Origin of the sequence: Coprococcus eutactus (assembly GCF_025149915.1) — a bacterium.
Classification (GTDB): domain Bacteria; phylum Bacillota; class Clostridia; order Lachnospirales; family Lachnospiraceae; genus Coprococcus; species Coprococcus eutactus.
Genome location: NZ_CP102278.1, coordinates 171,015 through 194,886, shown reverse-complemented (window position 1 = coordinate 194,886; position 23,872 = coordinate 171,015). Strand labels below are relative to the sequence as shown.

Here is a 23,872-nt window from a genome sequence, read left to right as displayed (position 1 = left end):
AATAAATATCATCTATGACCATATTCTTTTAATTTATAACATAATTTTCATTCAATAACAATGCACTAATGCTGGTAGTTTTCTTTTAATATGGAATGTGTTATACTGCCAAAGAGAAAATAAAGAAAGCTATATGATATCAAACAATTTTATATAAGGAAGGCGAATTACTAATGTACAAGATCAATTTTTCAAAGCCAATAAATGTCCATTTCATGGGAATAGGCGGTATCAGCATGAGCGGCCTCGCCGAGATCCTTCTCAAAGCAGGTTTTAAGGTAACCGGATCCGACATGAAGGCATCTGAGATCACAGATCAGCTTGCTGATATGGGAGCTCTCATAAATATAGGTCAGCGTGCATCCAACATAACTGACAGTATAGACCTTGTTGTATATACAGCAGCTATCCATCCTGACAACGAAGAATTCAAGGCTGCAGTTGAAAAAGGAATACCTATGCTCACCAGAGCCCAGCTTCTCGGACAGATCATGGAGAATTACAAATACTCAATAGCTGTAAGCGGAACCCACGGCAAAACCACAACGACTTCCATGCTGTCGTACATCCTTATTGATGCGGACACAGACCCTACCATATCAGTCGGAGGAATCCTCGACAGCATAGGAGGCAACATCCGTGTCGGCAAGTCAGAATACTTTGTGACAGAGGCATGTGAATACACCAACAGCTACCATGCATTCAAGCCGTTCATCAGCATCATACTCAATGTGGATGCCGACCATCTGGATTTCTTCAAGGATATCGATGAAATTGCTGAATCATTCCATGTATTTGCCACCAAGACTCCTAAAGAAGGTCTCGTCATCGTAAATGGTGATATGGAGTACTACGACACTGTTGTCAGAGATCTTGAGTGCCGCATTGTTACATTTGGAAAGGGTACCCAGAATAAATATTCCGCACACAACATTAGATTTGACGATCTCGGTCATCCTACATACACACTTGTTGTGGATGGCAAAGAGGTGACAGATATAACCCTCAGAGTGTTTGGAGAACACAATGTGTACAATTCATTATCCGCCATAGCAGCAGCCTTAGAGCTTGGAATCTCCATCGATGTCATCAAGCAGGGGCTGTCAGAATGCGTAGGCGCAGAGAGACGTTTTGAATACAAGGGAACCATATTGGACAATGTGAGAGTCATGGATGACTATGCTCATCACCCAACGGAGATCTCAGCCACACTGAAGGCGGCCCAAAACACAAGCTACAATGAGCTGTGGTGTGTATTCCAGCCACATACATACTCAAGAACTTACGCCCTGTTTGACGAGTTCGCAGAGGCCCTGAAGGTATGTGACCATGTCATCGTCGCCGATATATACGCGGCAAGGGAAAAGGATACCGGTCTCGTATCGGCAAAACAGCTCGCTGAGAAGATCGCAGAATCCGGCACAGATGCCTTTTATCTGCCATCTTTCGATGATATAGAAAACTATCTTTTAAAAAATTGCAAAAAAAATGATCTGTTGATAACTATGGGCGCCGGAAATGTCTATTCTATAGGAAATGACCTGATTAAAAAATAGTTATCCACATTATCCACAAAACATGGTGGGAAACTATCCCCACCATGTTTATTTTTTTACATGTTGACATAATATTTACAAATTCTTTACAACCCCGTTAATTCCTTGACTTTTATTTTTCAACATTTTTTTGTCAAAATACCATCCACATTATCAACATTATCAACACCCCCCCTCTTTTTTTTAACCATCTGCAGGGGCTCTTGCAATACCAAAAGTACATGTTATAATGAAGCGGTCATAAGACTTTTTTCTTGATGACAAACATCAACTACATTTTTAATTTTTTAATAATGTACTTATTTTATGGAGTATTGGAAGGATTTTTGACATGAATTACATCACTATCACATCAGAGAAAAACGAAACATATTCCTCCATATCAAACTTTTTCATAGACTACTATATGACCTCCGCCAACGGAGATTTTGTTAAAGTATATTTGTATCTGGTACGGCTTATGTCTTCCAGAGAGCCTGTATCAATCGCAGACATCGCCAGACACTTTGACCTGTCTGAAAAGTTTATATGCAAAGCTATCCGTTACTGGATAAGCCAGGATGTTATGAAACTCAACTACAACAGTCAGAAGGTCCTGACCGGAATAACACTTCTGCCCCTTAGGGACAAGTCAGAGGACATGTACGGACTGGACAGCCTGTCCATGCTCGGCATGGACTATTCGGTCGACACCCCCGGTATTCATGATAATGAGGATGCCCGCAGTACCGACAGGACTGCTGCATCTCACATGACGCAGGAGGACATCTTCACGGCGGCAGCGCAGACAAGCCCTGCGGCGCAACAGAACATTTCCGTCCCAGACGCGGCGCCAGTTCACACAGTATCCACTGTCCACAATCCACCGGACAAGGTTCTGGTCACTCCTGAGCTGCTGAGAAAAAAACAGGAGGATGATATATTCTCAGATATCCTGTTTGAGGCGGAGGCCTTTTACGGCAAGACGCTCTCCATGGCGGAGAGCGAGACTCTGATATACATATACGATCAGCTTCATTTTTCACAGGAGCTCATCGAGTATCTCATAGAGTACTGTCTCACCCTCGGCAAGAAAAGCTTTAAGTATGCCGAGGCGGTTGCCAAGGCATGGTATGAGAATGGCATAGATACCGTTGAGAAAGCCAGAGAGAACAGCAACGCATACAACCCTCTCTTCCGCAAGGTGTTCCGTGAACTTGGCATATCGAGGAACAGACCTACGAGCGCAGAGACCGCTTACATAGATGCCTGGTCTGAGGAGATGCAGTTTTCTGAGGATCTCATAACCTTGGCATGTCAGAAAGCTATACTATCAAGACCTCAGTCAGCCAATTTTGCATATGTGAACGGAATCCTTGAAAACTGGTACAAAAATGGTGTAAAATCCATTAGGGATGTAGAAACACTGGATCAGGAATTTATAAAGAAGAAGAACGAGAATACCGGACATACATACAGCACGGCAGCAAAACCAAACAGCTTCGCCAACTTCCAGCAGACAGACATGTCTGATCAGTTGGCCGCGCTTGAGCAGATGCTTGCTGATGACTTAAACCAGGATAAGAAGACATCTTAGGCACACATATAACAGGGGTATTATAAACCATCATGAAAAATATTGATTACGATGATATCCTCTCCCAGCTCAGCAGGAGAAGGCAGGATAATCTCCGCATACAAGACAGGCGGAAAGCCGAACTATACGAAAAACTCCCAAGAGTCAAGGAGATAGATGACGAGCTCGTCCACATGGCCGTACAGGAAGCCAGGGCGAGAATAATTAGGCATGATCCTGATACAGCACCGGGATCAAAAGGCAACACAGACAGCAGTTCAAATGCCAGCTCAAGCAAGGCTTTAAATCAGACCTTAAAAGAAACATTGAGGGAAGAACGCAGATCCCTAATCAGATCTTCGGAATTTCCAGATGATTACCTTTTACCAGTATACACGTGCTCCATATGCAAAGACAGCGGCTACGTTAACGGGAATCCATGCACATGTCTGAAACAGATGGTCATAAGCCAGTTATATGAGCAATCGACAATTCAAAATGTTCTTAACAAAGAGAATTTTGACACATTTGATCTTAGCGTATACAGGGATGAACCATTTGGCAGCTACAGTTATACGCCATACAAAAATGCCAGCAATATACTGGCAAAGGTAAAAGACTTTACAGAAAACTTTCAGAACAAAAGACCCGGCATTCTCCTGTACGGAGAGACAGGGACAGGCAAAACCTTTCTCACAAACTGCATAGCAAAAAGCCTTCTTGATAAAGGTTATACAGTTTTATACTTGTCTGCGATTAACTTATTTGATAATATCTTACGGGATATTATTATGAAGAACAACCATGAACAGCATCAAGAGATGCTATATGACTACATTTACAACTGTGATTTTCTAATAATTGACGATCTGGGCACAGAACTAACCAATTCATTTGTCCAATCCCAGTTATTTGAGATTATAAATAAGAGAACTATCAGAAACCAGTCCACTCTCATATCCACTAATCTGGACTTGAAAATGATCAGGGAACGCTATACTGAACGTATAATGTCCCGCATAATCGATAGTTATCTCATATTCAATCTCTACGGAGATAATATCCGTTATATGAAGCGCATGAGTCATATAACTGGAAAGTAGACGTCAGTCTGCAAAACACAAGGCAGCAAAATGAACATATTCAAATTAGGAGGATTTTATTATGCCAGACGATAGTAAGTTGGAAACAATACCCGTAGGAAGCTTGGGAATCATTGCACACAAGAGCATCGTGCCTCTTGGAAAGAAAGTTGACTCCTACATCGTTAAGTGGAGAAAGAACCGCCAGAACGAAAACAAATCAAGTATCGTATTCCATGGTTATGAGAAGGACTCTTATCTCATCGACACAGACTGTCCAAGATTTGGATCAGGTGAGGCTAAGGGTATTGTCAACGAGTCAGTTCGTGGTAAAGACATATATATTATGCTGGATGTAGGAAACTACAGCTGCACATACACAATGGCAGGTCAGCCACAGAGAATGTCACCAGACGACCACTACGCTGATCTTAAGCGTATCATCTCTGCCATGACAGATAAGCCTAGAAAGCTTACAGTTATCATGCCTTTCCTCTACGAAAGCCGTCAGCACAAGAGATCAGGTCGTGAGTCTCTTGACTGTGCTGTTATGCTTCAGGAGCTCAAGCAGTACGGTGTCGACAATATCGTAACATTTGATGCGCATGATCCACGAGTAGTAAACGCTATCCCTAAGAGCGGTTTCGAGAATGTGAAGCCTACTTACCAGTTCGTTAAGGCGCTTCTTAGATCTACTCCTGATCTTGAGATTGGCAATGACCACATGATGGTCATCTCACCTGATGAAGGTGCTATGCACAGAGCTATCTACTTTGCAAACCTTCTTGGTGTTGACGTAGGTATGTTCTACAAGAGAAGGGATTACTCAAGAGTAGTTGACGGACGTAACCCTATCGTTGCCCATGAATTCCTCGGCGATTCAGTTGAGGGCAAGGATGTTATCATCATCGATGATATGATCGCATCTGGAGAGAGTATGATAGACGTTGCAAAGCAGCTCAAGGCGAGAAAGGCAAGAAGAGTATTCGCTCTTGCTACATTTGGTCTCTTTACAAAGGGTCTCGAGGTGTTCGACAAGTGTCATGAAGAGGGTATCATTGAGAAGGTCATCACAACCAACCTCACATACCAGCTTCCAGAGCTTGCAAGCCGTGACTGGTATGTATCAGCCGACATGAGCAAGTATATCGCACTCATAATTGATCACTTGAACCACGATGCATCTCTCAGCGATCTTCTCGATCCATCCGAGAGAATCAGTGCAAGAATTGCTGAGTATAAGGTAAAGCACACTATCTCAGACAACTATGAGAATTACTAGAATATCATAATTAATACAGAAATCCCCTAATGATCCATAATTCATATATCAAATGATATAAGAGCTTGATCATTAGGGGATTTTTTCATGTTTTATAACACCTAACATGTATAAATAATTACAATGTAACCACATTGCATGTAATACGCATATCCTCGAGTTTTTTCATCAACTCACTATCTGAGGTAAGAAGGATCACCTGCTCGGTATCAACTGTTCTTATCGCCTTAAATACACCTGTAAGCTGTCTCTCATCTGAGGCATCAACCACATCATCAAGCAGCAGAGGCATCTTCTCATCATCCAGTATCTTTGCAACAGCCAGCCTTACAGCCAGATATACCTGTCTCACCACGTCATTTCCCAAGAATTCAGCCCGGAAGAAATGTCCATCCTTTTCCACTGCAACATGCATATCATCGTCCAGTTTCACCTCAGTGTATCTTCCATCAGATATCAGACCAAGCATCTGTGATACACTCTGCTCAACCCCATCGAATCTGGCAGCCAGACTGTCTGACAGGTCGTTGATCGTATCAATAGCTTTATCGATCGCTTTCTTCTCCGTCTCAAGTGCATCGTAATCCACAAATATGGCATCCCTCTTCTCCTTGAGTTCATAGTAGGCATCCCTCTTCTCAATGGCATCATGCTCCTGGAACTTAAACATGTCAAGCTTCTTATCGTGCTCCTCCTGAAACACCCTGTCTATCTCCACGCGCACGGTCCTTGATTCCGTGGCCCTTCCCATCTCATATATCGTCCTCTGAAATTCCTCCTCCGACGGAAGCTTATCGCCGTCAAATGCGCCTTTTCGGAACAGACCGTCTATTATGGTTATGGCGACAAATGCTATAGTACATATAACAAACAGCTGCTGGATAGATTTCTGGAATCCCACAAGATGAACAGCGAGAGTGATCAGACCCACAACAAGGATTCCAACAGCCATTATGACAAATATATTGTCTGTAAGCTTCTTGGACTTTTTCTCCTGTTTCTTTTTCTCCTTCTTCTCATCCTCGTCATCAATTGCCTCAACCTCAAGGAATATATGACTTCTCTCCCTGTCCTCATCTTCGTCGGGGATCTCCGCATCCTTCTCGTTTACAAGCTGTCTCGCTTCCCGCTTGAGTCTCGCAATTTCCATATTGTAAGCGTCAAGTTCTTCTCTTCTGGCTTTCCTTATGTCCTCCAGATCTTTATCCACATCTCCCAACTCATCCATCTGGGCTTCAAGTTCTTCTATCTGCATAAGGTATTTCTTATTGTCATATTTCTTTCGCTCGTTTTCAAGGTACTGGATGGCAGCCGCCTTGTTGATACCGCTACATCCAGTCTCTCTAATGTTGTGAAGGTACTTCTCAAGGAAATCACACACCGCCTTGTCACTGTCTCCATACTCGTCTGCAGGCTCAACATTCAGAGCATCTACATAGGTACTCTTATCCATATCAAACAGAATACCCCTGTAAGAATTCTTTGTGCGAAGTCTCTCACTCTTGCCATTCTCTATATCCGTGAGCGTGGCTCCGTCAGTAGTCATATTGAAATTTCTCTCAAGCAAATGGTTCCTGCCTGCACTTGTCACATGGGCTTTTCCAGAATATCCATTTCCACCCTTCGGCTTTCTGGCAGAATAATCATCCCTGCCTGATCCAAGTCCCCTGGATTTATTGATGCCAAACAGTATACCGGTTACAAAATCCCTAACCGTGCTCTTTCCTGCACCTTCATCTCCATACAAGACATTCAGCCCCTGTTCTAGCTTTATCTCTCTATTGTTGAATTTTCCAAATTCTTTCAAAAACAATTTATTTATATACATCACTTTTCTCCAGTAGCTATCACAGCCTCCAGGCCGTATTCAAGTGCCTTTCTGCTGACCACATCATCATTTCGCGAAAGTTCGGCAATGAATCTTCCCAGCACATTGTTCTCGTTATCCTTCATAAGGCTTTCTTTATTGTAGTCAAACATTGTGTTGTCTACAATATCATATATCATGTATCTGGATGTCAGATCATCAAATGTCGTGTCCACCTTTCTACCCTTCTGTCCCTTGAGGATAACTCTGTAAATATTCTCACTGCCCATCTTGTCTATCTGCTTTTCGATCACACGCTCTATCTGTGCAGCAGTATATTCTGGCTTCACCTCAAGTCCCAGATTGATATAGCTTCTGCAAGCTATAGACTCCCACTTTATTCTCGTCTCACCGTGTATTATCTGTCCATATATAAAACCATGCTTGCCCGTATCACTGTGTGTCAATGGCTCTGGGGAACCCGGATACGCCATTTTATTCTTCACCATGTGCTTTGGCTTTCTCAAATATCCCAATGCAACATAATCAAATCCCGAATCGGCAAGCTTTCTGAAGTCAAATGCACCGTGCTCCTCATCACCGCCATACATGAGAAGTATATTTGCAGCGCCCTCCTTCTGCGGCTCTATCCCTTCTGCAAAATTCTCCTTGTATGTCTCCTGTCCGTAGCTGAATCCAGTGATGCAGGTATCTATATCCTCAAAATACGCATTGTTGAATTCACCAGCAGGAAGTATCACTGTATTTGACTTAAATTCAAATGTCTCCGATGGTGAATCCTTCTCTATATAGTCGCTGCTTCCCGCAACTATGATCGTCTTGGTATTCGTGAGCTTTGCCAGCTTGCCATCCAGCATGTCTAAATCAATAATCCCTGGTGCCTTATGAAAAAGATCTCCCGCCACAAGAAGCAGATCGACCTTTCTTTCTTCCGCAATTGCCAGGATCTTGTCAAATGTATCTTCTATTTCCTTTGCACGGACACCACTCCACGCTTTTCCCTTATCCGGTGTCATTCCCAAATGCACGTCCGAAATATGTATAAACCTCATATTCTAACCTCTAATCGCATTAAACTGTTGTCTTCACTGCACATACACCACGTGTCGGATCCTATGTGCAGCCAACAAAAGTTTACCCCATATCGGAAAAAATTACAACACACGAGGTATTAAATCTTTGTGATCATCTGCTTATTCCGCCTTTGTTCCTCCACCTCGTGTTCATGCAGATACTTTTCCCTGGTAGCAAGTCCGCCCCTTATATGTCTCTCCGCCTTATTTGCATCCAGCACGACCCTCGCCTGAGCCGCCAGCATCGGTCTGATCCTTATAAGTCTCTCCGTTATATCTTTGTGAACCGTTGATTTGCTTATTCCCATCCTGTCCGCCGTCTGTCTGACCGTTGCTCTGGTATCAATGATATAATTTGCTGCTTCTACCGCCCGTTCTTCTATGTATCCCTTCAAAGAAAAAGCCCCCGCATATTCTGTTTTATACAGTCTATGCAGGGGCAGATCGTTTATGTATATTTAATCTGCTTATCAACTATTTGAATATAACCAAACCGTTGGCTGGCACACATCCACCACTTCATCTATTAACATGCAGGAAATCTCACAACAAATCTTGATCCTATGTCTTCTCTCGATATAACTTGTATGGTTCCACCGTGAGCATCAACTATCCATTTAGCGATGGACAATCCCAGTCCCGAACCCCCTGTCTCACTGTTGCGTGCTTCGTCTGAACGGTAAAATCTGTCAAATATGTGAGCCAGATCGCCCGGATTCATCCCGGTTCCCTCGTCCTCTATCATATAACTGACATAACCGGGTTCCTCTTTCACACCGAGTATTATGGTCGTGCAGGGTTCAGAATACTTCGCCGCATTCTGGACAAATATCCTGACAGACTGCTTGATCATCGCCACATCGCCGAGCACACACGCCTCATTCTCCGTACCCTGGAATTCATATCTGTGGCTCTCATCTATCATCATAGACTCCTCCCACACCTCGCTCACCATGCAGTTGAGATCCAATTTTTCCATATTCAAATGCTGTCTTCCGCTGTCCCCTCTCGCCAGAAACAACAGCTGCTCAACCAATTCCTTCATGTGCTGGGACTCATTCTTGAGCGCTTCTATGGATTCTCCCAAAACCTGCTCATCCTCCTTACCCCAGCGGTCAAGCATATTTACATACCCCTGAATTACAGCTATAGGTGTCCTAAGCTCATGGGACGCATCCGACACGAACCTCATCTGTCGTTTTTCATTCTCTTTCATGTTTTTCAGCAAATTATTAAGCGCAATTTCTATACTCTGAAGGTCCTTATCTCCAGTGTGTATTACCTGCTCGTCATCATCCGCGGACAAATGCGATATCGCTTTCTCCAGATCATCTATTTTGTTGTGATCCATTGGTTCTTTGCTGAGTTTCTCCGCCTTTACAGCCAGATCATTCAGAGGCTTCAGACGTCTTCTGACATCCGCCGTTCTGAACAAAGCTAGAAACAGAACTATAATTTCCATGCCCAGCAATATGATTCCAGGGATCTCTATGATATCCCACAAGATTTTCACATCATACCTGTACTTCTTCTTGTCAGACCCCTCTATGATATATTCATAGCCCCCGCCGTCTTCATTCTTATCAATATAATATTTCATTCCTCCTACGTCCTGCGGAAGCTGCTCTCTTCCCCACCAGGCAAATGCCCCAACAATAAGAAAGGCAATGACGATATCAATAAGTATCACATTGCCCACCTCTTTGAGCCAGAAACTCATATTGATCCTTCTGGCTATCGACGACATTCTTTTGTTTTCGTTAGTTTTCTTTCCCATGTATTTTCTCTCTATCTATGCGTATCCGTGTCATGCGGCGCTGGCTTGTCACATATCTATCTGCTCTGTCACGGCATCCGGCTTGTCACATATCTATCTGATCCGTCCCGGTATTCATATTGGTCATTCTCTGATAACATATCCCACACCTCTTACGGTGGTTATGAGTTTTACGCCAAACCTGTCATCTATCTTGGTTCTCAGATATCTCACATACACATCTATTATATTTGTCTCTCCCAGATAATCGTATCCGCACACTGCGCTGAGCAGTTTTTCCCTGTCCATCACGATGTCCTTGTTTTCCATGAGTGTTCTCAGCAGCTCAAATTCCCTGTTTGTCAGCTCCACACTCTCTCCGTCCACTGTAACCTCATGTCTGTCAGTGTCCATACACACCCCGCGGATCTCTATCCTGTGAGTGTGAACCTCCACAGTTCCGCGTCTCTTCAGCGCAACCCTTATCCTGGCAAGCAGCTCCTCTATGGCAAATGGCTTGGTGAGATAATCGTCAGCACCGGCATCGAGCCCTGACACCTTGTCCATGACTGCATCCCTTGCAGTCAGCATGATAACCGGCACAACACTCTCCTTGCGGATTCTTCGAAGCACCTCCAGACCATTGAGTCCCGGAAGCATCACATCCAGCACCACAAGGTCGAAGTCACCTGTCAGAGCTTTGTCCAGACCTGTTCTTCCGTCAAATGCCTTCTCTACCTCGTATCCCTCGTGAACCAGTTCCAGCTCCACGAATCTCGCAATTTTCTCTTCATCCTCCACAATGAGAATCTTCTGTGCCATATCTTTTTCCTTTCTTTTATGACGGACGCTGATATAGTTTGGTTTTGAAGTAAGCCTGTGAAATATACCTCTGCAATTACGCCTATCTTCCTTCACTTTGGCTTGCTTCTATCTGCACTCGGCACCGACCGCGATAAGGACGTTTGCGGTCTCTGCCTCGGCAAGAAGCACCAAAGCTCAGTCGCCACGGCTACCCATTGCAGAGGTATATTTCACAGACATTACATTCTTAAAACCAAACTATATCAGCTGGTAATTAACAGAATATCGGTAAAAGATATTCCTGTTTTCATCTTTTTTATGTCTGTTTTTTCTTTTAATATTTTTCTTTTTCAATTTATACCAACTTGATATATACGTTGTTTTTATTACATATAGCTTTTTATTCTGTGTTGATATTGTTTTTATATATCTTTCTGATTACTTGTTGTTGACGTCGGACTTAAGGTTGTCTACTGAGTCTGCCATTTTGTCGCATGCGCTATTGAGATTTACGTTGATGTCGCCTATTCCCTCAAAATGGTACCTGCACTCACAGAACAGACCTACAATAAGAAGTGGAAGCACTACCCAGAATGCAAGTATGAGTGCGATCACAAGCACAAGAACCGGAACATTTATCATGGTCTGGCCTCTGCGTTCTACTATGAATGTGCTGTCCACACTCTTCTTTAACACCTTGCCGCACCATTTGAAAAATCTGTCCATCATCTGACCAAACGTCACTTTATTACAATCATTTGTATATGTCTGCTGCGCCTGCTCAAACTCTGTTGATGTCTTCTGTTCCTCGCCTGTGGTAAAGCTCTCCACTTCAGGAGCCTTCACCTTATCAAGCTTCTCAAGATAAATAATTGCATCCAGCAGATCGTAATCGCACGCCTCAAGCGCATTCTTTGCATCCTCGTAACTTACACCTGTTTTCGCTCTTAACTTTTCTACCTTTTCAAGTTTATCCATAATCATTACACCCTTTCTCTTCATCTTAGTTTCATCATCTTCCGATGATCTGTCATCTTTCTAATCGTTTGTTGCTGATATCATCAACTGTTGTTGTTACTATACCAACCGATGATTAATCTAAAATATGAGAAAGATTAAAATCAGGTTAATTTTATAATGAATATATGGATATGTCAAAGTGGGAATACTTTCTCCACTGTTCCTGTTGAGAGTTGACGCATTTGACGGTTTGACCGATGGTTCTGACTCAAAGCAATATGTAAAACGCTCCCAAACTGCTTGATGATAACAATAAGAAGTGATATACCTAAATATGGCATTATTACATAACAGCAAGGAGACGATCAATATGAGCAAACCTGAATATAATATAAAAAATTCAAACGACGGAAGTTTCATGGCAAATGTTGAAGTTGCAAAGGAAAGCAAGAGATACGTCAATATATCGATTTCAAAAGAGGATCTCGGATGCCTGTTACAAGGTAAGCACTTAGAGATATTATTTCCTGGCGATGAACTTGACGGCCGTGGCATGATAGATATTGGACTTTCAGACAAAGGAACTAAATTTGAGATAAATGATGAAGTCAACAAATTTATGATTTAATGTATTGTTGTATATTATAGTAATCTCGATATCAACCTTCTCATTGCACTGGCACAAATAAAACGGTTACAAAATATTACCAGTTGGTGACCGATCGTCACCAACTGAACTTTATATTTATTAGTTTTAAGAATACTTAAAAAAACACCTCAAACCGAGGTGTTTTTTTCTTACTTCCAATTATCCATAACAATATACAACTACGTCGCCGCAGCAAGCTTCGCCGTGGACTTCTTCACACAGTAGAGGCATGTCGGCAATATATATATAGTTGCCGTAACCCATGCCGTCTGATCTGCGAAACATATGGCAGTATATCCAAATGCTCCGACAAATCCCAGGCTCACTATGATTCTGGCTGCCATCTCTGTAACACCTGAGAATATGGCTCTTCCCGAATATCCAAGTCCCTGCGTCACCATACGCGCCACGTTCAGTATACCGAGACTCCAATAGAAGAATCCCATACATCTGAGATATTTCGCAGATGCATCAAGCACATCGACTGCACTCTTCTTGACAAATATCATAGAGAGCGGTCTTCCCAAGAATATCATGATAAGACCTGCTATCAATCCATATCCCACGGCAACAGCAATCGCTTGCCACAAGCCCTGCTTTATACGCTTTGCCTGTCCGGCTCCAAGGTTCTGGCTGCAGAATACCGAAGCTGCCGTTGCAAATGCGTCAAATGGACACATCGTGAATTGCTTTATCCTCATACCGGCTGTGAAGCCTGATACATACACACTGCCCAGCTTGTTATTTGCAGACTGCATGACCATACTTCCTATCGCCGTGATGGAGAACTGCAGACCTGTAGGTATTCCCATGATGAGAAGTTCCTTCACCGCTGAACCTTCTACCTTTCTGTCCTGCGCCTCAAGGTGCATCACCTGAACCTTCTTGAAAATGTACACCAGACATAATATTCCACTCACAGCCTGAGCAGTTATCGTCGCTATAGCCGCTCCGGCACATCCCCACTTAAGTACAAGTATGCAGAACAGATCAAGGAATATGTTGAGTATCGCTGAGAAAGCGAGGAACATGAATGGCGTTCTGCTGTCTCCAAGTGATCTGAGCACACTCGACAGATAGTTATACATAAGTGTAAATGGGATTCCCAGGAATATAACTATAAGATATGAGTACGCCTTATCAAATATATCCTGTGGAACGGACAGAAGCTGCAGTATCTGATTGCAACATATAGCACATACCGACGTGACGATAAGTGCTATGATGCCAGTCAGAACCGCACCATTAAATATATATTTTCTCATCTTGTGCATATCATTTGCGCCGAAATATTTTGCAACCGGAACGCCAAAGCCTGCGCAGCATCCCATACAAAAACCAAGGACAAGAAACTGAATGCTGCTGCTGGCTCCAACTCCCGCCAGAGCCTTGTCACCCAGTATCTGTCCCACTATAGCAGCATCTATGATATTGTAAGTCTGCTGAAGCAGATTGCCGAGCAAAAGTGGCAGGGCAAACTGCATCATCAGACTAAGCGGCTTTCCGGAAACCATGGACTTAGCCATGTCTTACACCTTCCTTACATTATCTTTTATGCCAGCTTATCTGCCAAAGCCTCAAGCGCTGCCACATCCGACTGCTTGAACGCAGACCTTATGGTCACGTGCTCGTCCACGATCTCTATATCCTTCATCGCTGACATCTGCTCCTTCATGAGTTTCGCCGCCATAGGTGCCCATGAACCATTTTCAATGAAAGCGACCTTTCTCTTCTGGTATGCCTTCATCTTCAAGTGGTTGATGAAATCCGCCATGACAGGCATCACACCGCCATCATATGTAGGTGCTGCAAGTACAAGTCTGTCGTATCTGAAGGCATCCTCTACACACTCTGCCATATCCTCTCTGGAAAGGTCTGATATAGCAACCTTTGGTGCACCCTTTGCCTCAAGAATCTCCGCCAGCTTCTTTGCAGCCTTCTCCGTGTTGCCGTGGAGACTGCAGTATGCGATGAAGATTCCCTCATCCTCAGGTGTGTAGGTTGACCACAGCTGATACTTTCCTATGTAATACTCAAGGTTCTCTGTGAGTATAGGCCCATGAAGCGCACATATCTTCTGGATGTCCAGCCCTGCTGCCTTCTTCAGAAGTGCCTGTGCAGGCATTCCATACTTTCCTACTATATTGAAGTAATATCTTCTTGCCTCGCATGCCCAGTCCTCGTCGGTATCCAGAGTGCCGAACTTGCCAAATGCATCCGCTGAGAAGAGTATCTTCTCACTCTGTTCGTATGTGACCATAACCTCAGGCCAGTGGACCATAGGAGCCATGAAGAACTGAAGCGTATGACTTCCAAGTGAGAGTGTCTGTCCCTCTGCCACAGTCACACTTCTGTCTGCCACAGGAACCTCGAAGAAGTTTGGAAGCATTCCGAAAAGCTTCGCATTTGATACGATCTTAATATCCGGATATTTTGCAAGCACATCACCAAGATTGGCTGAGTGATCCGGCTCAAGATGGGATATGATGAGGTAATCAGGCTGCCTGTCTCCAAGCACCTCTGCCACATTTGCAAACCACTGGTCTGCACACTTTGCATCTACCATATCCATGATGGCAATCTTCTCGTCCATGATGACATATGAGTTGTACGCTATACCGTTTGGCACGATGTACTGATTCTCGAACAGGTCTATATCCTTGTCATCCACACCTACATAAAATACTGTGTCTGTTACATTCTTAAGCATTGTATATCCTCCTTTTGATCCTAAGTATCTAATATAAATAATCCACGTTGTGTCCACATGATACAATGAGCATTGCGACGGATGCGCTTGCGCAAGACGTCATAATGCGAATGTCCTCATTGAGCCGACAGGCGATATGATATAATGAGCGCAAGTGAGCCAACATGTTTGCATGATTGGCGAGCGGCGAATTGGATCATGACAGTTAATTATAACATACTAAACGAAAATAGAGAATCAGCACATAAAACCTGATTCTCCATTTTTTGATAATTTTTTATTATTATCTGCTTACCCTTCTCTGTATCTTCTCCTGATACATGCTGTGATCCGCCTCCCTCACATACTCCTCAAGGGTTTTATCACTATTCGGGTCTGTTATAACATAACCTATACTAAACTCCAGGGCAAACGGAAGCTTCTCCTGCGCAACTATCTCCCTGGCTTTCTCAAGGATTGCCGTCTTTCTTTCCTCAGGGGGTTCCGCCTCATCGTATATAGATATGGATACAAATTCATCTCCGCCGTATCTAACCGGAATACTGCTTATTCCGCCTCCGCCTGCTATGGCTCTTGCGGCACTCCTTATAGCTTTGTCTCCGTACTCGTGACCATAAGTGTCATTTATATATTTGAGCTTGTCCATATCGGCAAACATTATGAGAAGTGCCCTGCCCTGGCCCGCAGCCTTGTCAAATGCCTTTGCGGCGATCTGTCTCATACCCTCCCTGTTGTATATCTGGGTAAGTGGATCCTTTATGGATATTGCCGTAAGCTCCTGATTGATCTGCTCGAGTCTCCATTTGTTGAACAGATTTATCATGGCTACATTCACTTCACTCATTACAGTTGACCAAAGCTGCTTATCCATAAGGTAATATCCATTTTCGACACAGCAGAACCCAACTGCCTTTTCTCCAAAATGAAATGGCGCAAATAAAAATATATTGCCTCCTACCTCATCATCCAGAAGAGGAAACATACTATGGTATGTATCGTCACCGTCATCCGCTATGCCCTGCCTGTACACGATCTGCATTCTCTGAGGATAGCCCTTCACAGCAAATACATCCTCATCGTATGCTGCTGAGAGAGTCGGGCCAGCTCCCCCCATCTCCACAAGAGATCTGTCGACAACCATAACGCATTTCTTACACTCTGCCTGTGAATATGAGGACTGAACGCACGGATACAGTTCACTGTAATCCTTGCATTTGCTGAGCAAATGCGTGAAATCCAGCGTGCTCTCATCTATCTCCTCGCGTTCCACAACTCCCATTATATAATTCTTCAGGTACTGTCTGCCGTTCAGCATAGCATCCGCGCCACAGCCACAGCTCTCCGTGAATATACAATTATAATCTATATAAGAGCTGGTATCCGGATTGTTTCCCGCCCAGATATTCAGCATGATCTCTGCAGCCGCAGCTCCAATCTTCTCACGGATCCTGCTCACCGTTGTTATACGCGGCGTATAGTACGCAGCCTTATCAAAGTTGTCAAATCCCGTAACCTTAAAATCATTTGGCACCGAAAGTCCAAGTGCTTCTGCTCTGTTGCACACACCCACCGCCAGGTTGTCATTTGCACAGATTATTGCATCTGGAAGGATCTTCCTCACTATCTCTCGTTCTTCCAGCCTTCTATCATCCATCTCCTCATTATTCGAAGCCTCGGCATCCGGAGCAGAATCCGCAAAACTGCCACTGGTTATCTCACCGTACACCTCCGCAGGGCCGCCGTAATCCGGTCCGTCCTTCTCGTGTTTTATACACGTATGTCCATGTGCTCTGAGCAGCTCCTCAAGGCCCATCACACCATCATTAAAACCAAAATCTCCAAACAGGACATCCTCATCATCCACAGTCAGGCCATATTCATCCATACAGTCCCTGAATGCCCGGCATCTCTCCTGAGCCTCATAGTTGTCCTTCGGTCCGGCAAGATACCACACCTTCTTCGCACCGTGTTTCTCTATCATATGCCGAGTCATGTCATACATGGCATCATAATTGTCTATACCCACAAAATGCAGACCGTCAAAAGCAGTCTCGAGGCTTATAGCCGGAACTCCGCTCTTCCTTATTCTGTCCAGCAGTTCCGCCGTGACTTCCGGATATTTGATATTGTTGACAGATATTATGATCCCATCAAAGTCCGTCAGCTCCGGAAGATTATATATATTGTATTCTCCATAGCTGTAACCGTCGTCCCTGTTCCAATTGCCATTGCTGTTGAATATGTACAGATTCACATCAGCCCTGGCTTCCTTTATCTTCTGCATAAATCCCAGCGGCCAGGCATAGGTGAAATACCTCTTCCAGCCATCCATGAACAATGCTACTTTTTTCATACCTTACCTCCTGATCAATCAGAACAACCCGTCCTGTCCCCCATCTATAAATTTGCCAAATATATTAAAAGGGCGCATCTGTATATATTATACACAGACCCGCCCAGCCAAAACATATCCAAATGTATCAAAAATATGTACTTTACTATCAGAAACCACGGAGACGGAGGGAACAGACACCTCCGTCCCCAATAATTTACTTAAGTGGATAGTCGTCATGCGCCGGCTTGTAATCACGTATAGTCTTAAGTGCCGGCAGAGCATGTCCATCATAGTCAAAAAGTGCCTGATTTGCCCATTCATTTCCGCATGGTCCAGACTCCTCTATGTATGACAGAGCACCTTCCGTAGCCCAGCCGCTTCCCGGCACCGGTATCCAGCCTGCCTCCCAATAATAAAAGCCATCGCCACCAGGAACATCATCTATCAGTTTCATTATGTCGTTCATGAAATCCGCCTGCCCCTCAGGTGTCATAGGGTAGTCAAGATTCTCCACCAGTGAAGGCTTTGTGGCATAGCCCTTTCTATCGTCAGGTCCCAGTTTCTCATATTCTGCGTAGTCCTCCATGGTAAATCCCATGGAAACCTCAGCGATAACTATCTTTTTGCCATATCTATCCGCCATATCCCGCATATTTGTCTCTAGCTCCTTCATGGTTCCATGCCAGAACGGATAATACGACATTCCGATTATATCAAAATCTTCTCCTCTTTCCATGTAGTGGTCAAACCAGTCCACATACATAGGATTGTTGCCGCCATTGTCGAGATGTATCATGACCGGAATATCAGAGTCAACCGATCTGACCGCCCTTATTCCGGCGCTCACAAACTTTGCGATATTGTCATATTCTGGTTTCTGCCCAAGCGGCCACATCAGTCCGTTTGTAAGCTCGTTTCCAACCTGAACAAGCTGAGGGAGAACGCCCGCAGCCTTCATCTCTAAAAGAGTCTCCCTTGTGTAGTCGTACACAGCCTGCTCAAGCTGATCCGCATCCATGCCTCTCCACGCCTTCGGCACCCTCTGCTTGCCCGGGTCAGCCCAGAAATCACTGTAGTGATAATCAAGCAGAATGCTCATTCCATGATCCATAGCGCGCTTCGCGAGTTTTTTGTACACCTCAAGGTCATTTGTGCCCGCGCCATAAGGTACGCCGTCCTCCGTGTACGGATCATTCCACAGACGAAGTCTCACAGAATTAACACCATAGTTCTTAAGTATGTCAAATATATCTCCCTGCACACCATTGTCATAATATCTCGCACCCAGCTCTTCAACCTCGACAACAGCGGAGAGATCCACGCCCTTTATATAATCTGCCATATTTTTGTCTCCTTGAACACCAGCCATGCAAAATTTGCCTTCGTTGTACGATCGCATTGCTTCGCAATGCGATAGGTCGTCGATGCCATTTTAAGATGTGGCTTCGCCACATGGGCATCTCCTCGGCAAATGGCTGGCGCTACATGTCAAGTTTTCATAGAAAACTTGACACATTCACCTGCATTTATTTTACTGCCTGTTATAACCAAGAACAGCCGCCGAATAAAAATGTTCTGCATACTCCAACGTCTTTTACAACATACTCCTGATGTATCAGTTCATCTTCATCTGTCGGCGGCCGTCTATCCAGATGACACCTGTCACCTAGTCGTCAAATGTAATCCTGTCATACATTCTTCCATATTTTATTCTGATGAGCTCGTTCTTTGCCAGAACGTCCTCCTCTGGTCCAACATACTGACAACGGATACAGTAGTATTCCTTCTTGTCCTTATCATAGAACATATCTATATCCAGATCTCTCATAAAACACATTGGACATCTGTAATTTAATTTGCCTTTTCCAGACTGAGCCATGTTGAAAATACCTCCTTATCCTTAAGTGTCTTTGTAAACCCGAGAGTGAACATTGGCGAGAACGCATATCCCTCTTTGAAATATCCTGTTGCATCGCTGCCTGATGCTCCCATAGCAGCCTTTGTCTCGATTGCAGGGATAACTGCTGATACCTCATCGGCGCCTGCGAGATCCTCTTCTCTGCACTTGTACTCATATGTGAGTGACTTGCTCTCTGAAGCATTCTTTGCTGTGAGAGTGATTCCTGTCATATCCTCTGGGTACTCTGTTGTACCGTAGCATGCCACCATGTACTCATTGATCTCAACCTCTGCATCAGGGTTGCTCATCTCGAGGATAGTTCTCTCATGTCTTATCTTGGATGACCCCTCCTCAAAATATATCTTTGTCTGAAGTTTAACTGTCAGATCGTAGAATTCGATGTCAACCGGGTCAAGTGTAAGGATCCTTGTGCTGCCCTCCTGTGAGAATGTTGCCTTTGTTCTGCACAGACAGAGATCGACCTCTTCACCATTATAGCTGATCTTGGCACTTCTCACAGTACCTTCTCCGGCATAGTGTGTGAAATATCCCGCTCTGTACTTCTCCTGGATCAGGAATGGATATGATGCATCCTGAACGTGTGGAGTTCCGATACCTACAGGCCAGTTAAGCTTTGCTGCATATGGTCTGAGGTCAACGATCGCACCGCCCTGATCCATGTTGATCTGAGCTCTCATGTATGGATCGCAGTACCAGAAGATCTGCTTATCTGATCCGTACAGTATATCCTTCCAAAGAGCACACTCAGGCTCCTCGTATGTCTTGTTCTCTCTGTAGAAATCAGCAAATTCAGCCATTGTCATGTCAACGCATTTGCCTTCCTTCTTCAGATCACCGTAGTACTTCATTCCGTCCTCGTAGCTCTTCTTGAGCAGCTCATATGGAGCCTCCCAGCGTCCCATCTTGTTCAGCCAGCCCGGTCCAACGAACATCATGTTGTATGAATATCCATTGTTGAACTTAGCCAGATGACGATACTGGTCGATAAGGTTGTACAGATATGGGTACTCCCATGTCTTGCTGTCATAGATCATTCCACGGAGAACGTTCTGTGGATGAGTACCGAAGTTAGAACCATTTCCATCGTAGCATGCCAGCAGATCTCTTGAAAGATGAGGAATAGCAACGATTCCGCTGTCCTCAGCCTCATTTGCTGCAGGTGCATGTGTGTTCTGCTTTGAAGGTATCCACGGATTCCATGGACCACCATCGAACAGTGTGTACCATGAGTTGTTACATGTATGGTAAGCCTTAGGGCCCTCCTCCCAGCATGTTGCAACTGCACACTTGACTGATGGATACTTCTCCTTGATGTAGTTTGTAAGCTCAGCATCCATATAGTATGAACCTGTAGACACTGGATAGAAACCAAATATATCATGGAACTTTCCAAATACGTCATCGACGATATTCTTCTTGTCCTCCATTGAGAACATCCAGATACAGAAGTCCTTGGTCTTGTACTTCTCTCTGAACTCTGTGCAAGGAAGTCCGAGAAGTGAGAGCGCTATCTCATCTCCATACTTCTCATGATGCTCCTTGGCGAGTGATACAGCCTCCTCGTTAAAAAGGCTGGCATATGTCATCTGAATAGTAGTCTTGAGTCCGTTCTTGTGAGCTGTCTCCTGCTGGAACTTGAATATGTCCAGTGACTCTGTGAGGAGAGCTTTTCTTCCGATATCCTCTGCCTGACCATGACCTGTAACCTTCTCGGCATACTCAGGAACCATCTCAGGACGGTGGATAATGTTTACAATAAATGTATTCTCCATATCTTAAATCTCCTATTTCATATATGTTGTAACCTTTTGATCTAAAGATAATCGTCCCCAAATAAGCGACAATATCCTCATTTTTCATCCTGTCTGCCCTATTTTAGGGCTAGTTATAGCAGGCATCCACACCACCATCCATATGTGGTCCATCCGGTACGCAGACACCTGCTCAAAATAAATTTTCTCATTTCTCTCAGACCGCCGCCTTAGCCCTTTACAGAACCGCCTGTCACGCCCTCTACATAGTATTTCTGCATGATGACGAACAGTATTGAGATAGGGATAGCTACCACGATACCGCCGGCGCAGAATACTGAGAAGTATTTGTTGACCAGTGATTTCTCAAGCATATTGTAAAGACCTATAGCTACTGTCCAGTCCTTCGAAACTCCTGAGTTGAGCATAAGCTTTGCGAATACGAAATCGCCCCAAGGTATAAGGAAAGAACTGATTACCTGATACACTACTATTGGCTTACACAGAGGAAGAATTACCTTAGTAAATATCTTCGCCTCCGAAGCGCCCTCAAGTCTGGCAGCCTCCTTAAGTGACATTGGTATTGTGTCCATGAATCCCTTCATGATGAGGAATCCAAGTCCTGATCCCGCTGAGTAAACTATGATCATACCGAAATGACTGTTTGTAAGTCCCAGCATCTTCAGGATAAAGTAAATTGCTATCATGAGAAGTGGGCCAGGGAACATATTGAGTATCAGCGACGCACTCATGATCTGTTTTCTGCCGTTGAATCTCATACAACTCATCGCATAGCTGACCATAATTACAAATATAGTAGAGATGATACATGTAAATACTGCAATGATAAGTGTATTCTTGAACCATGACACATACTGCACAACCGAGTCAGGTCTTGTGAGCAGCTGAACAAAGTTGTCCATGGACCAGCTAGTTGGGAAGAAGTGCGCTGTGTTGATTCCCTTATATCCGCTGAATGAGGTGACAACCAGCCAGATGATCGGAACCAGCCAGATAGCTGCGAGGACAAGTAATACGATATGTTTAACGATCGAACCTATTGTTTTCTTCATTATTGGTACTCCTCCTCTTTATCTCCTGAGATCATTCTTGAGAATGATATAAGTGTAAATGCTGCACATATGATAAATACTATGATACCGATAACAGATGCCATCTTGTAGTCGTAGTATTCATTTGTAAGTCTGAACAACCATGTAACAAGAAGGTCAACCTCCTTCGCATGCGAATTGGCAAGTGCCTGATTCTGTGTGACGAATACATCCTGTGTTAACAAGTAGATTACATTGAAGTTATTGATATTCTTTACAAAGTCTGTTATAAGTGCCGGGCCCTGGATGAACAGGATATATGGCATTGTGATCTTCCAGAACACCTGGAAATTTGTTGCTCCATCAATCTTTGCACTCTCAATCTGATCTGTAGGTATGTTCATCAGAACACCTGTTGCGATCAACATCTGATATGGAACACCGACCCAGATATTGATGAGAATGATCATGACCTTTGCCCAGTGAGGATCGGTCAGGAACGGTATATATGTAAGGTGTTCACCGACAAGTCCTGCATGCTTAAGCATGTCTGTGATACCAATATTTGAACAGATAGTGTTCACAATACCTGAATCAGCGAAGAAGTTTCTAACCAAAAGCAGTGTTACGAACTGTGGAACTGCTATTGATATGATAAATAGTGTTCTCCACATCTTTGGCAGCTTGGTTGTCTTGGAATTGATCGCCTTGGCAAGAAGGATACCGCCTATGAATGTGGTAAATGTAGCCATGACCGCCCATACAAGTGTCCAGCCAAGAACCTTTCTGAATGAATATCCAAATGTGACTGTCATGCTGTTTGAGAACAGGCTTGCGAAGTTCTTGAAGCCCACCCATGTAAACAGTGAGTTTGGCGGAAGATGCTGCTGGTCATAATTGGTAAATGCCACCGCTATAAGAATAAGTATCGGCAGGATATTCATTATGACTACACCAATTGTCGGAAGTGTGAGAAGTGTTATGTGGAACTTCTCGTTGAAGAGTGCCTTCATATCTTCCTTGAATGTATTTATATGTTCTCCATTTTCCTTCATCTGCTGAAGCTTGTACACTGTCTTGATATTGTGAATGTAGAAAAGCACGAATATAAGAATGATGAACAACGCAACCACCGAATTGAGAAGAATCTGGAATGAATTGTCGTAATTATTAGTAGTTGTCTGCATGGTGAGTGGATCAAATACCTGCTCAAACTTTACAGTTCCAAGAGTTCCAAATTTGGCAAGGTTTGGTGCCGCATAGCCTACGCACATCAACACAAATGCAGCCTCAACGATGAGCATGATCAAGCCATTGACGATCTGCTTTCTTGCGAAGTAACCTGCACCCATGATAACCGTCGAGAGCTTAACCCATATATCACCTTTTGCAAAAGCAACACCAAAATTCTTGAAATATCTTCCTATAGCTTTAAAGAATTCTGATATTTTCTTCATGAAAAAGCTCCTCTCTTTTTTTAATGCCCCATATGCCACGAATGACATATGAGGCATTCTCATTATAACTTATAAATATTATTCAAAGTACTTCTTATTTA

Annotated in this window: 19 protein-coding genes; 5 read left to right on the top strand and 14 right to left on the bottom strand. The window is 43.8% G+C overall.

The features are described from left to right. Positions 1–173: 173 nt before the first annotated feature. The 4 genes from murC (at position 174) to NQ536_RS00790 (ending at position 5,475) form a co-directional block, all read left to right on the top strand. Positions 174–1,556 carry a UDP-N-acetylmuramate--L-alanine ligase gene (murC, locus tag NQ536_RS00805; RefSeq protein WP_004852170.1) on the top strand — a complete coding sequence of 461 codons (1,383 nt, stop codon included), beginning with the start codon at positions 174–176 and terminating at the stop codon, positions 1,554–1,556. 331 nt (positions 1,557–1,887) lie between these two features. After that, the gene (locus NQ536_RS00800) at positions 1,888–3,132 is read left to right on the top strand and encodes a DnaD domain protein (protein WP_044998135.1); all 1,245 of its coding nucleotides are present in this window, start codon (positions 1,888–1,890) and stop codon (positions 3,130–3,132) included. A 32-nt stretch (positions 3,133–3,164) separates the two neighbouring features. Beyond that, positions 3,165–4,214 carry an ATP-binding protein gene (locus tag NQ536_RS00795; protein ID WP_004852173.1) on the top strand — a complete coding sequence of 350 codons (1,050 nt, stop codon included), beginning with the start codon at positions 3,165–3,167 and terminating at the stop codon, positions 4,212–4,214. A 61-nt stretch (positions 4,215–4,275) separates the two neighbouring features. After that, complete coding sequence (locus tag NQ536_RS00790) at positions 4,276–5,475, top strand: ribose-phosphate pyrophosphokinase (protein WP_004852175.1); 1,200 nt, start codon at positions 4,276–4,278, stop codon at positions 5,473–5,475. Between the two features lie 118 nt (positions 5,476–5,593). Here NQ536_RS00790 and NQ536_RS00785 read toward each other — a convergent pair whose 3' ends face one another. The 6 genes from NQ536_RS00785 to NQ536_RS00760 form a co-directional block, all read right to left on the bottom strand. Then, positions 5,594–7,303, bottom strand: coding sequence for an ATP-binding protein (locus tag NQ536_RS00785; RefSeq protein ID WP_004852177.1), 1,710 nt, complete (start codon positions 7,301–7,303; stop codon positions 5,594–5,596). Next, the gene (locus NQ536_RS00780; RefSeq protein ID WP_004852179.1) at positions 7,303–8,355 is read right to left on the bottom strand and encodes a metallophosphoesterase family protein; all 1,053 of its coding nucleotides are present in this window, start codon (positions 8,353–8,355) and stop codon (positions 7,303–7,305) included. The genes NQ536_RS00785 and NQ536_RS00780 overlap by 1 nt, the downstream gene beginning before the upstream one ends. A 119-nt stretch (positions 8,356–8,474) precedes the next feature. Continuing rightward, complete coding sequence (spoIIID, locus tag NQ536_RS00775; protein ID WP_004852181.1) at positions 8,475–8,771, bottom strand: sporulation transcriptional regulator SpoIIID; 297 nt, start codon at positions 8,769–8,771, stop codon at positions 8,475–8,477. Between the two features lie 131 nt (positions 8,772–8,902). Next, the gene (locus NQ536_RS00770) at positions 8,903–10,153 is read right to left on the bottom strand and encodes a sensor histidine kinase (RefSeq protein WP_004852183.1); all 1,251 of its coding nucleotides are present in this window, start codon (positions 10,151–10,153) and stop codon (positions 8,903–8,905) included. Between the two features lie 123 nt (positions 10,154–10,276). Then, on the bottom strand, positions 10,277–10,954 hold the full coding sequence (locus NQ536_RS00765; protein WP_004852184.1) for a response regulator transcription factor: 678 nt from the start codon (positions 10,952–10,954) through the stop codon (positions 10,277–10,279). Positions 10,955–11,374: 420 nt separating this feature from the next. Next, a complete protein-coding gene (locus tag NQ536_RS00760; protein WP_044998215.1) occupies positions 11,375–11,914 on the bottom strand; it encodes a DUF4342 domain-containing protein in 540 nt (179 codons plus the stop codon). A gap of 352 nt (positions 11,915–12,266) precedes the next feature. Here NQ536_RS00760 and NQ536_RS00755 point away from each other — a divergent pair, with 352 nt between their 5' ends. After that, on the top strand, positions 12,267–12,524 hold the full coding sequence (locus NQ536_RS00755; protein ID WP_044998137.1) for a hypothetical protein: 258 nt from the start codon (positions 12,267–12,269) through the stop codon (positions 12,522–12,524). A gap of 200 nt (positions 12,525–12,724) precedes the next feature. On the opposite strand, the gene NQ536_RS00750 is transcribed toward NQ536_RS00755, so the two are convergent. The 8 genes from NQ536_RS00750 to NQ536_RS00715 form a co-directional block, all read right to left on the bottom strand. Continuing rightward, a complete protein-coding gene (locus NQ536_RS00750) occupies positions 12,725–14,071 on the bottom strand; it encodes an MATE family efflux transporter (RefSeq protein ID WP_004852192.1) in 1,347 nt (448 codons plus the stop codon). Positions 14,072–14,097: 26 nt separating this feature from the next. Next, positions 14,098–15,255, bottom strand: coding sequence for an FprA family A-type flavoprotein (locus NQ536_RS00745; RefSeq protein ID WP_004852194.1), 1,158 nt, complete (start codon positions 15,253–15,255; stop codon positions 14,098–14,100). A 283-nt stretch (positions 15,256–15,538) separates the two neighbouring features. Beyond that, on the bottom strand, positions 15,539–17,608 hold the full coding sequence (locus tag NQ536_RS00740; protein ID WP_004852195.1) for a diguanylate cyclase domain-containing protein: 2,070 nt from the start codon (positions 17,606–17,608) through the stop codon (positions 15,539–15,541). 196 nt (positions 17,609–17,804) lie between these two features. Then, entirely contained in the window at positions 17,805–18,932 is a 1,128-nt protein-coding gene (locus NQ536_RS00735) for a glycoside hydrolase family 53 protein (RefSeq protein WP_044998139.1), read from the bottom strand. Between the two features lie 324 nt (positions 18,933–19,256). Continuing rightward, complete coding sequence (locus NQ536_RS00730; protein ID WP_015534553.1) at positions 19,257–19,469, bottom strand: hypothetical protein; 213 nt, start codon at positions 19,467–19,469, stop codon at positions 19,257–19,259. Next, positions 19,442–21,283, bottom strand: a complete 1,842-nt coding sequence (locus NQ536_RS00725) for a hypothetical protein (protein ID WP_004852201.1) — start codon at positions 21,281–21,283, stop codon at positions 19,442–19,444. The genes NQ536_RS00730 and NQ536_RS00725 overlap by 28 nt, the downstream gene beginning before the upstream one ends. 209 nt (positions 21,284–21,492) lie before the next feature. Beyond that, on the bottom strand, positions 21,493–22,335 hold the full coding sequence (locus tag NQ536_RS00720) for a sugar ABC transporter permease (protein WP_004852202.1): 843 nt from the start codon (positions 22,333–22,335) through the stop codon (positions 21,493–21,495). Further along, positions 22,335–23,771: a carbohydrate ABC transporter permease gene (locus NQ536_RS00715; protein ID WP_044998217.1), complete on the bottom strand. Its 1,437-nt coding sequence runs from the start codon at positions 23,769–23,771 to the stop codon at positions 22,335–22,337. Before NQ536_RS00715 ends, NQ536_RS00720 begins: the two co-directional genes overlap by 1 nt. Between the last annotated feature and the right edge of the window lie 101 nt (positions 23,772–23,872).

Excerpts from the sequence above, each read along its gene's own strand:
- NQ536_RS00800 (WP_044998135.1), top strand. The coding sequence starts at position 1,888 with ATGAATTACATCACTATCACATCAGAGAAAAACGAAACATATTCCTCC.
- NQ536_RS00725 (WP_004852201.1), bottom strand. The coding sequence starts at position 21,283 with ATGGAGAATACATTTATTGTAAACATTATCCACCGTCCTGAGATGGTT.
- NQ536_RS00750 (WP_004852192.1), bottom strand. The coding sequence starts at position 14,071 with ATGGCTAAGTCCATGGTTTCCGGAAAGCCGCTTAGTCTGATGATGCAG.
- NQ536_RS00765 (WP_004852184.1), bottom strand. The coding sequence starts at position 10,954 with ATGGCACAGAAGATTCTCATTGTGGAGGATGAAGAGAAAATTGCGAGA.
- NQ536_RS00790 (WP_004852175.1), top strand. The coding sequence starts at position 4,276 with ATGCCAGACGATAGTAAGTTGGAAACAATACCCGTAGGAAGCTTGGGA.
- NQ536_RS00795 (WP_004852173.1), top strand. The coding sequence starts at position 3,165 with ATGAAAAATATTGATTACGATGATATCCTCTCCCAGCTCAGCAGGAGA.
- NQ536_RS00785 (WP_004852177.1), bottom strand. The coding sequence starts at position 7,303 with ATGTATATAAATAAATTGTTTTTGAAAGAATTTGGAAAATTCAACAAT.
- NQ536_RS00780 (WP_004852179.1), bottom strand. The coding sequence starts at position 8,355 with ATGAGGTTTATACATATTTCGGACGTGCATTTGGGAATGACACCGGAT.
- NQ536_RS00715 (WP_044998217.1), bottom strand. The coding sequence starts at position 23,771 with ATGAAGAAAATATCAGAATTCTTTAAAGCTATAGGAAGATATTTCAAG.
- NQ536_RS00740 (WP_004852195.1), bottom strand. The coding sequence starts at position 17,608 with ATGAAAAAAGTAGCATTGTTCATGGATGGCTGGAAGAGGTATTTCACC.
- NQ536_RS00735 (WP_044998139.1), bottom strand. The coding sequence starts at position 18,932 with ATGGCAGATTATATAAAGGGCGTGGATCTCTCCGCTGTTGTCGAGGTT.
- NQ536_RS00770 (WP_004852183.1), bottom strand. The coding sequence starts at position 10,153 with ATGGGAAAGAAAACTAACGAAAACAAAAGAATGTCGTCGATAGCCAGA.
- NQ536_RS00720 (WP_004852202.1), bottom strand. The coding sequence starts at position 22,335 with ATGAAGAAAACAATAGGTTCGATCGTTAAACATATCGTATTACTTGTC.
- NQ536_RS00760 (WP_044998215.1), bottom strand. The coding sequence starts at position 11,914 with ATGGATAAACTTGAAAAGGTAGAAAAGTTAAGAGCGAAAACAGGTGTA.
- NQ536_RS00730 (WP_015534553.1), bottom strand. The coding sequence starts at position 19,469 with ATGGCTCAGTCTGGAAAAGGCAAATTAAATTACAGATGTCCAATGTGT.
- murC (WP_004852170.1), top strand. The coding sequence starts at position 174 with ATGTACAAGATCAATTTTTCAAAGCCAATAAATGTCCATTTCATGGGA.
- NQ536_RS00745 (WP_004852194.1), bottom strand. The coding sequence starts at position 15,255 with ATGCTTAAGAATGTAACAGACACAGTATTTTATGTAGGTGTGGATGAC.
- NQ536_RS00755 (WP_044998137.1), top strand. The coding sequence starts at position 12,267 with ATGAGCAAACCTGAATATAATATAAAAAATTCAAACGACGGAAGTTTC.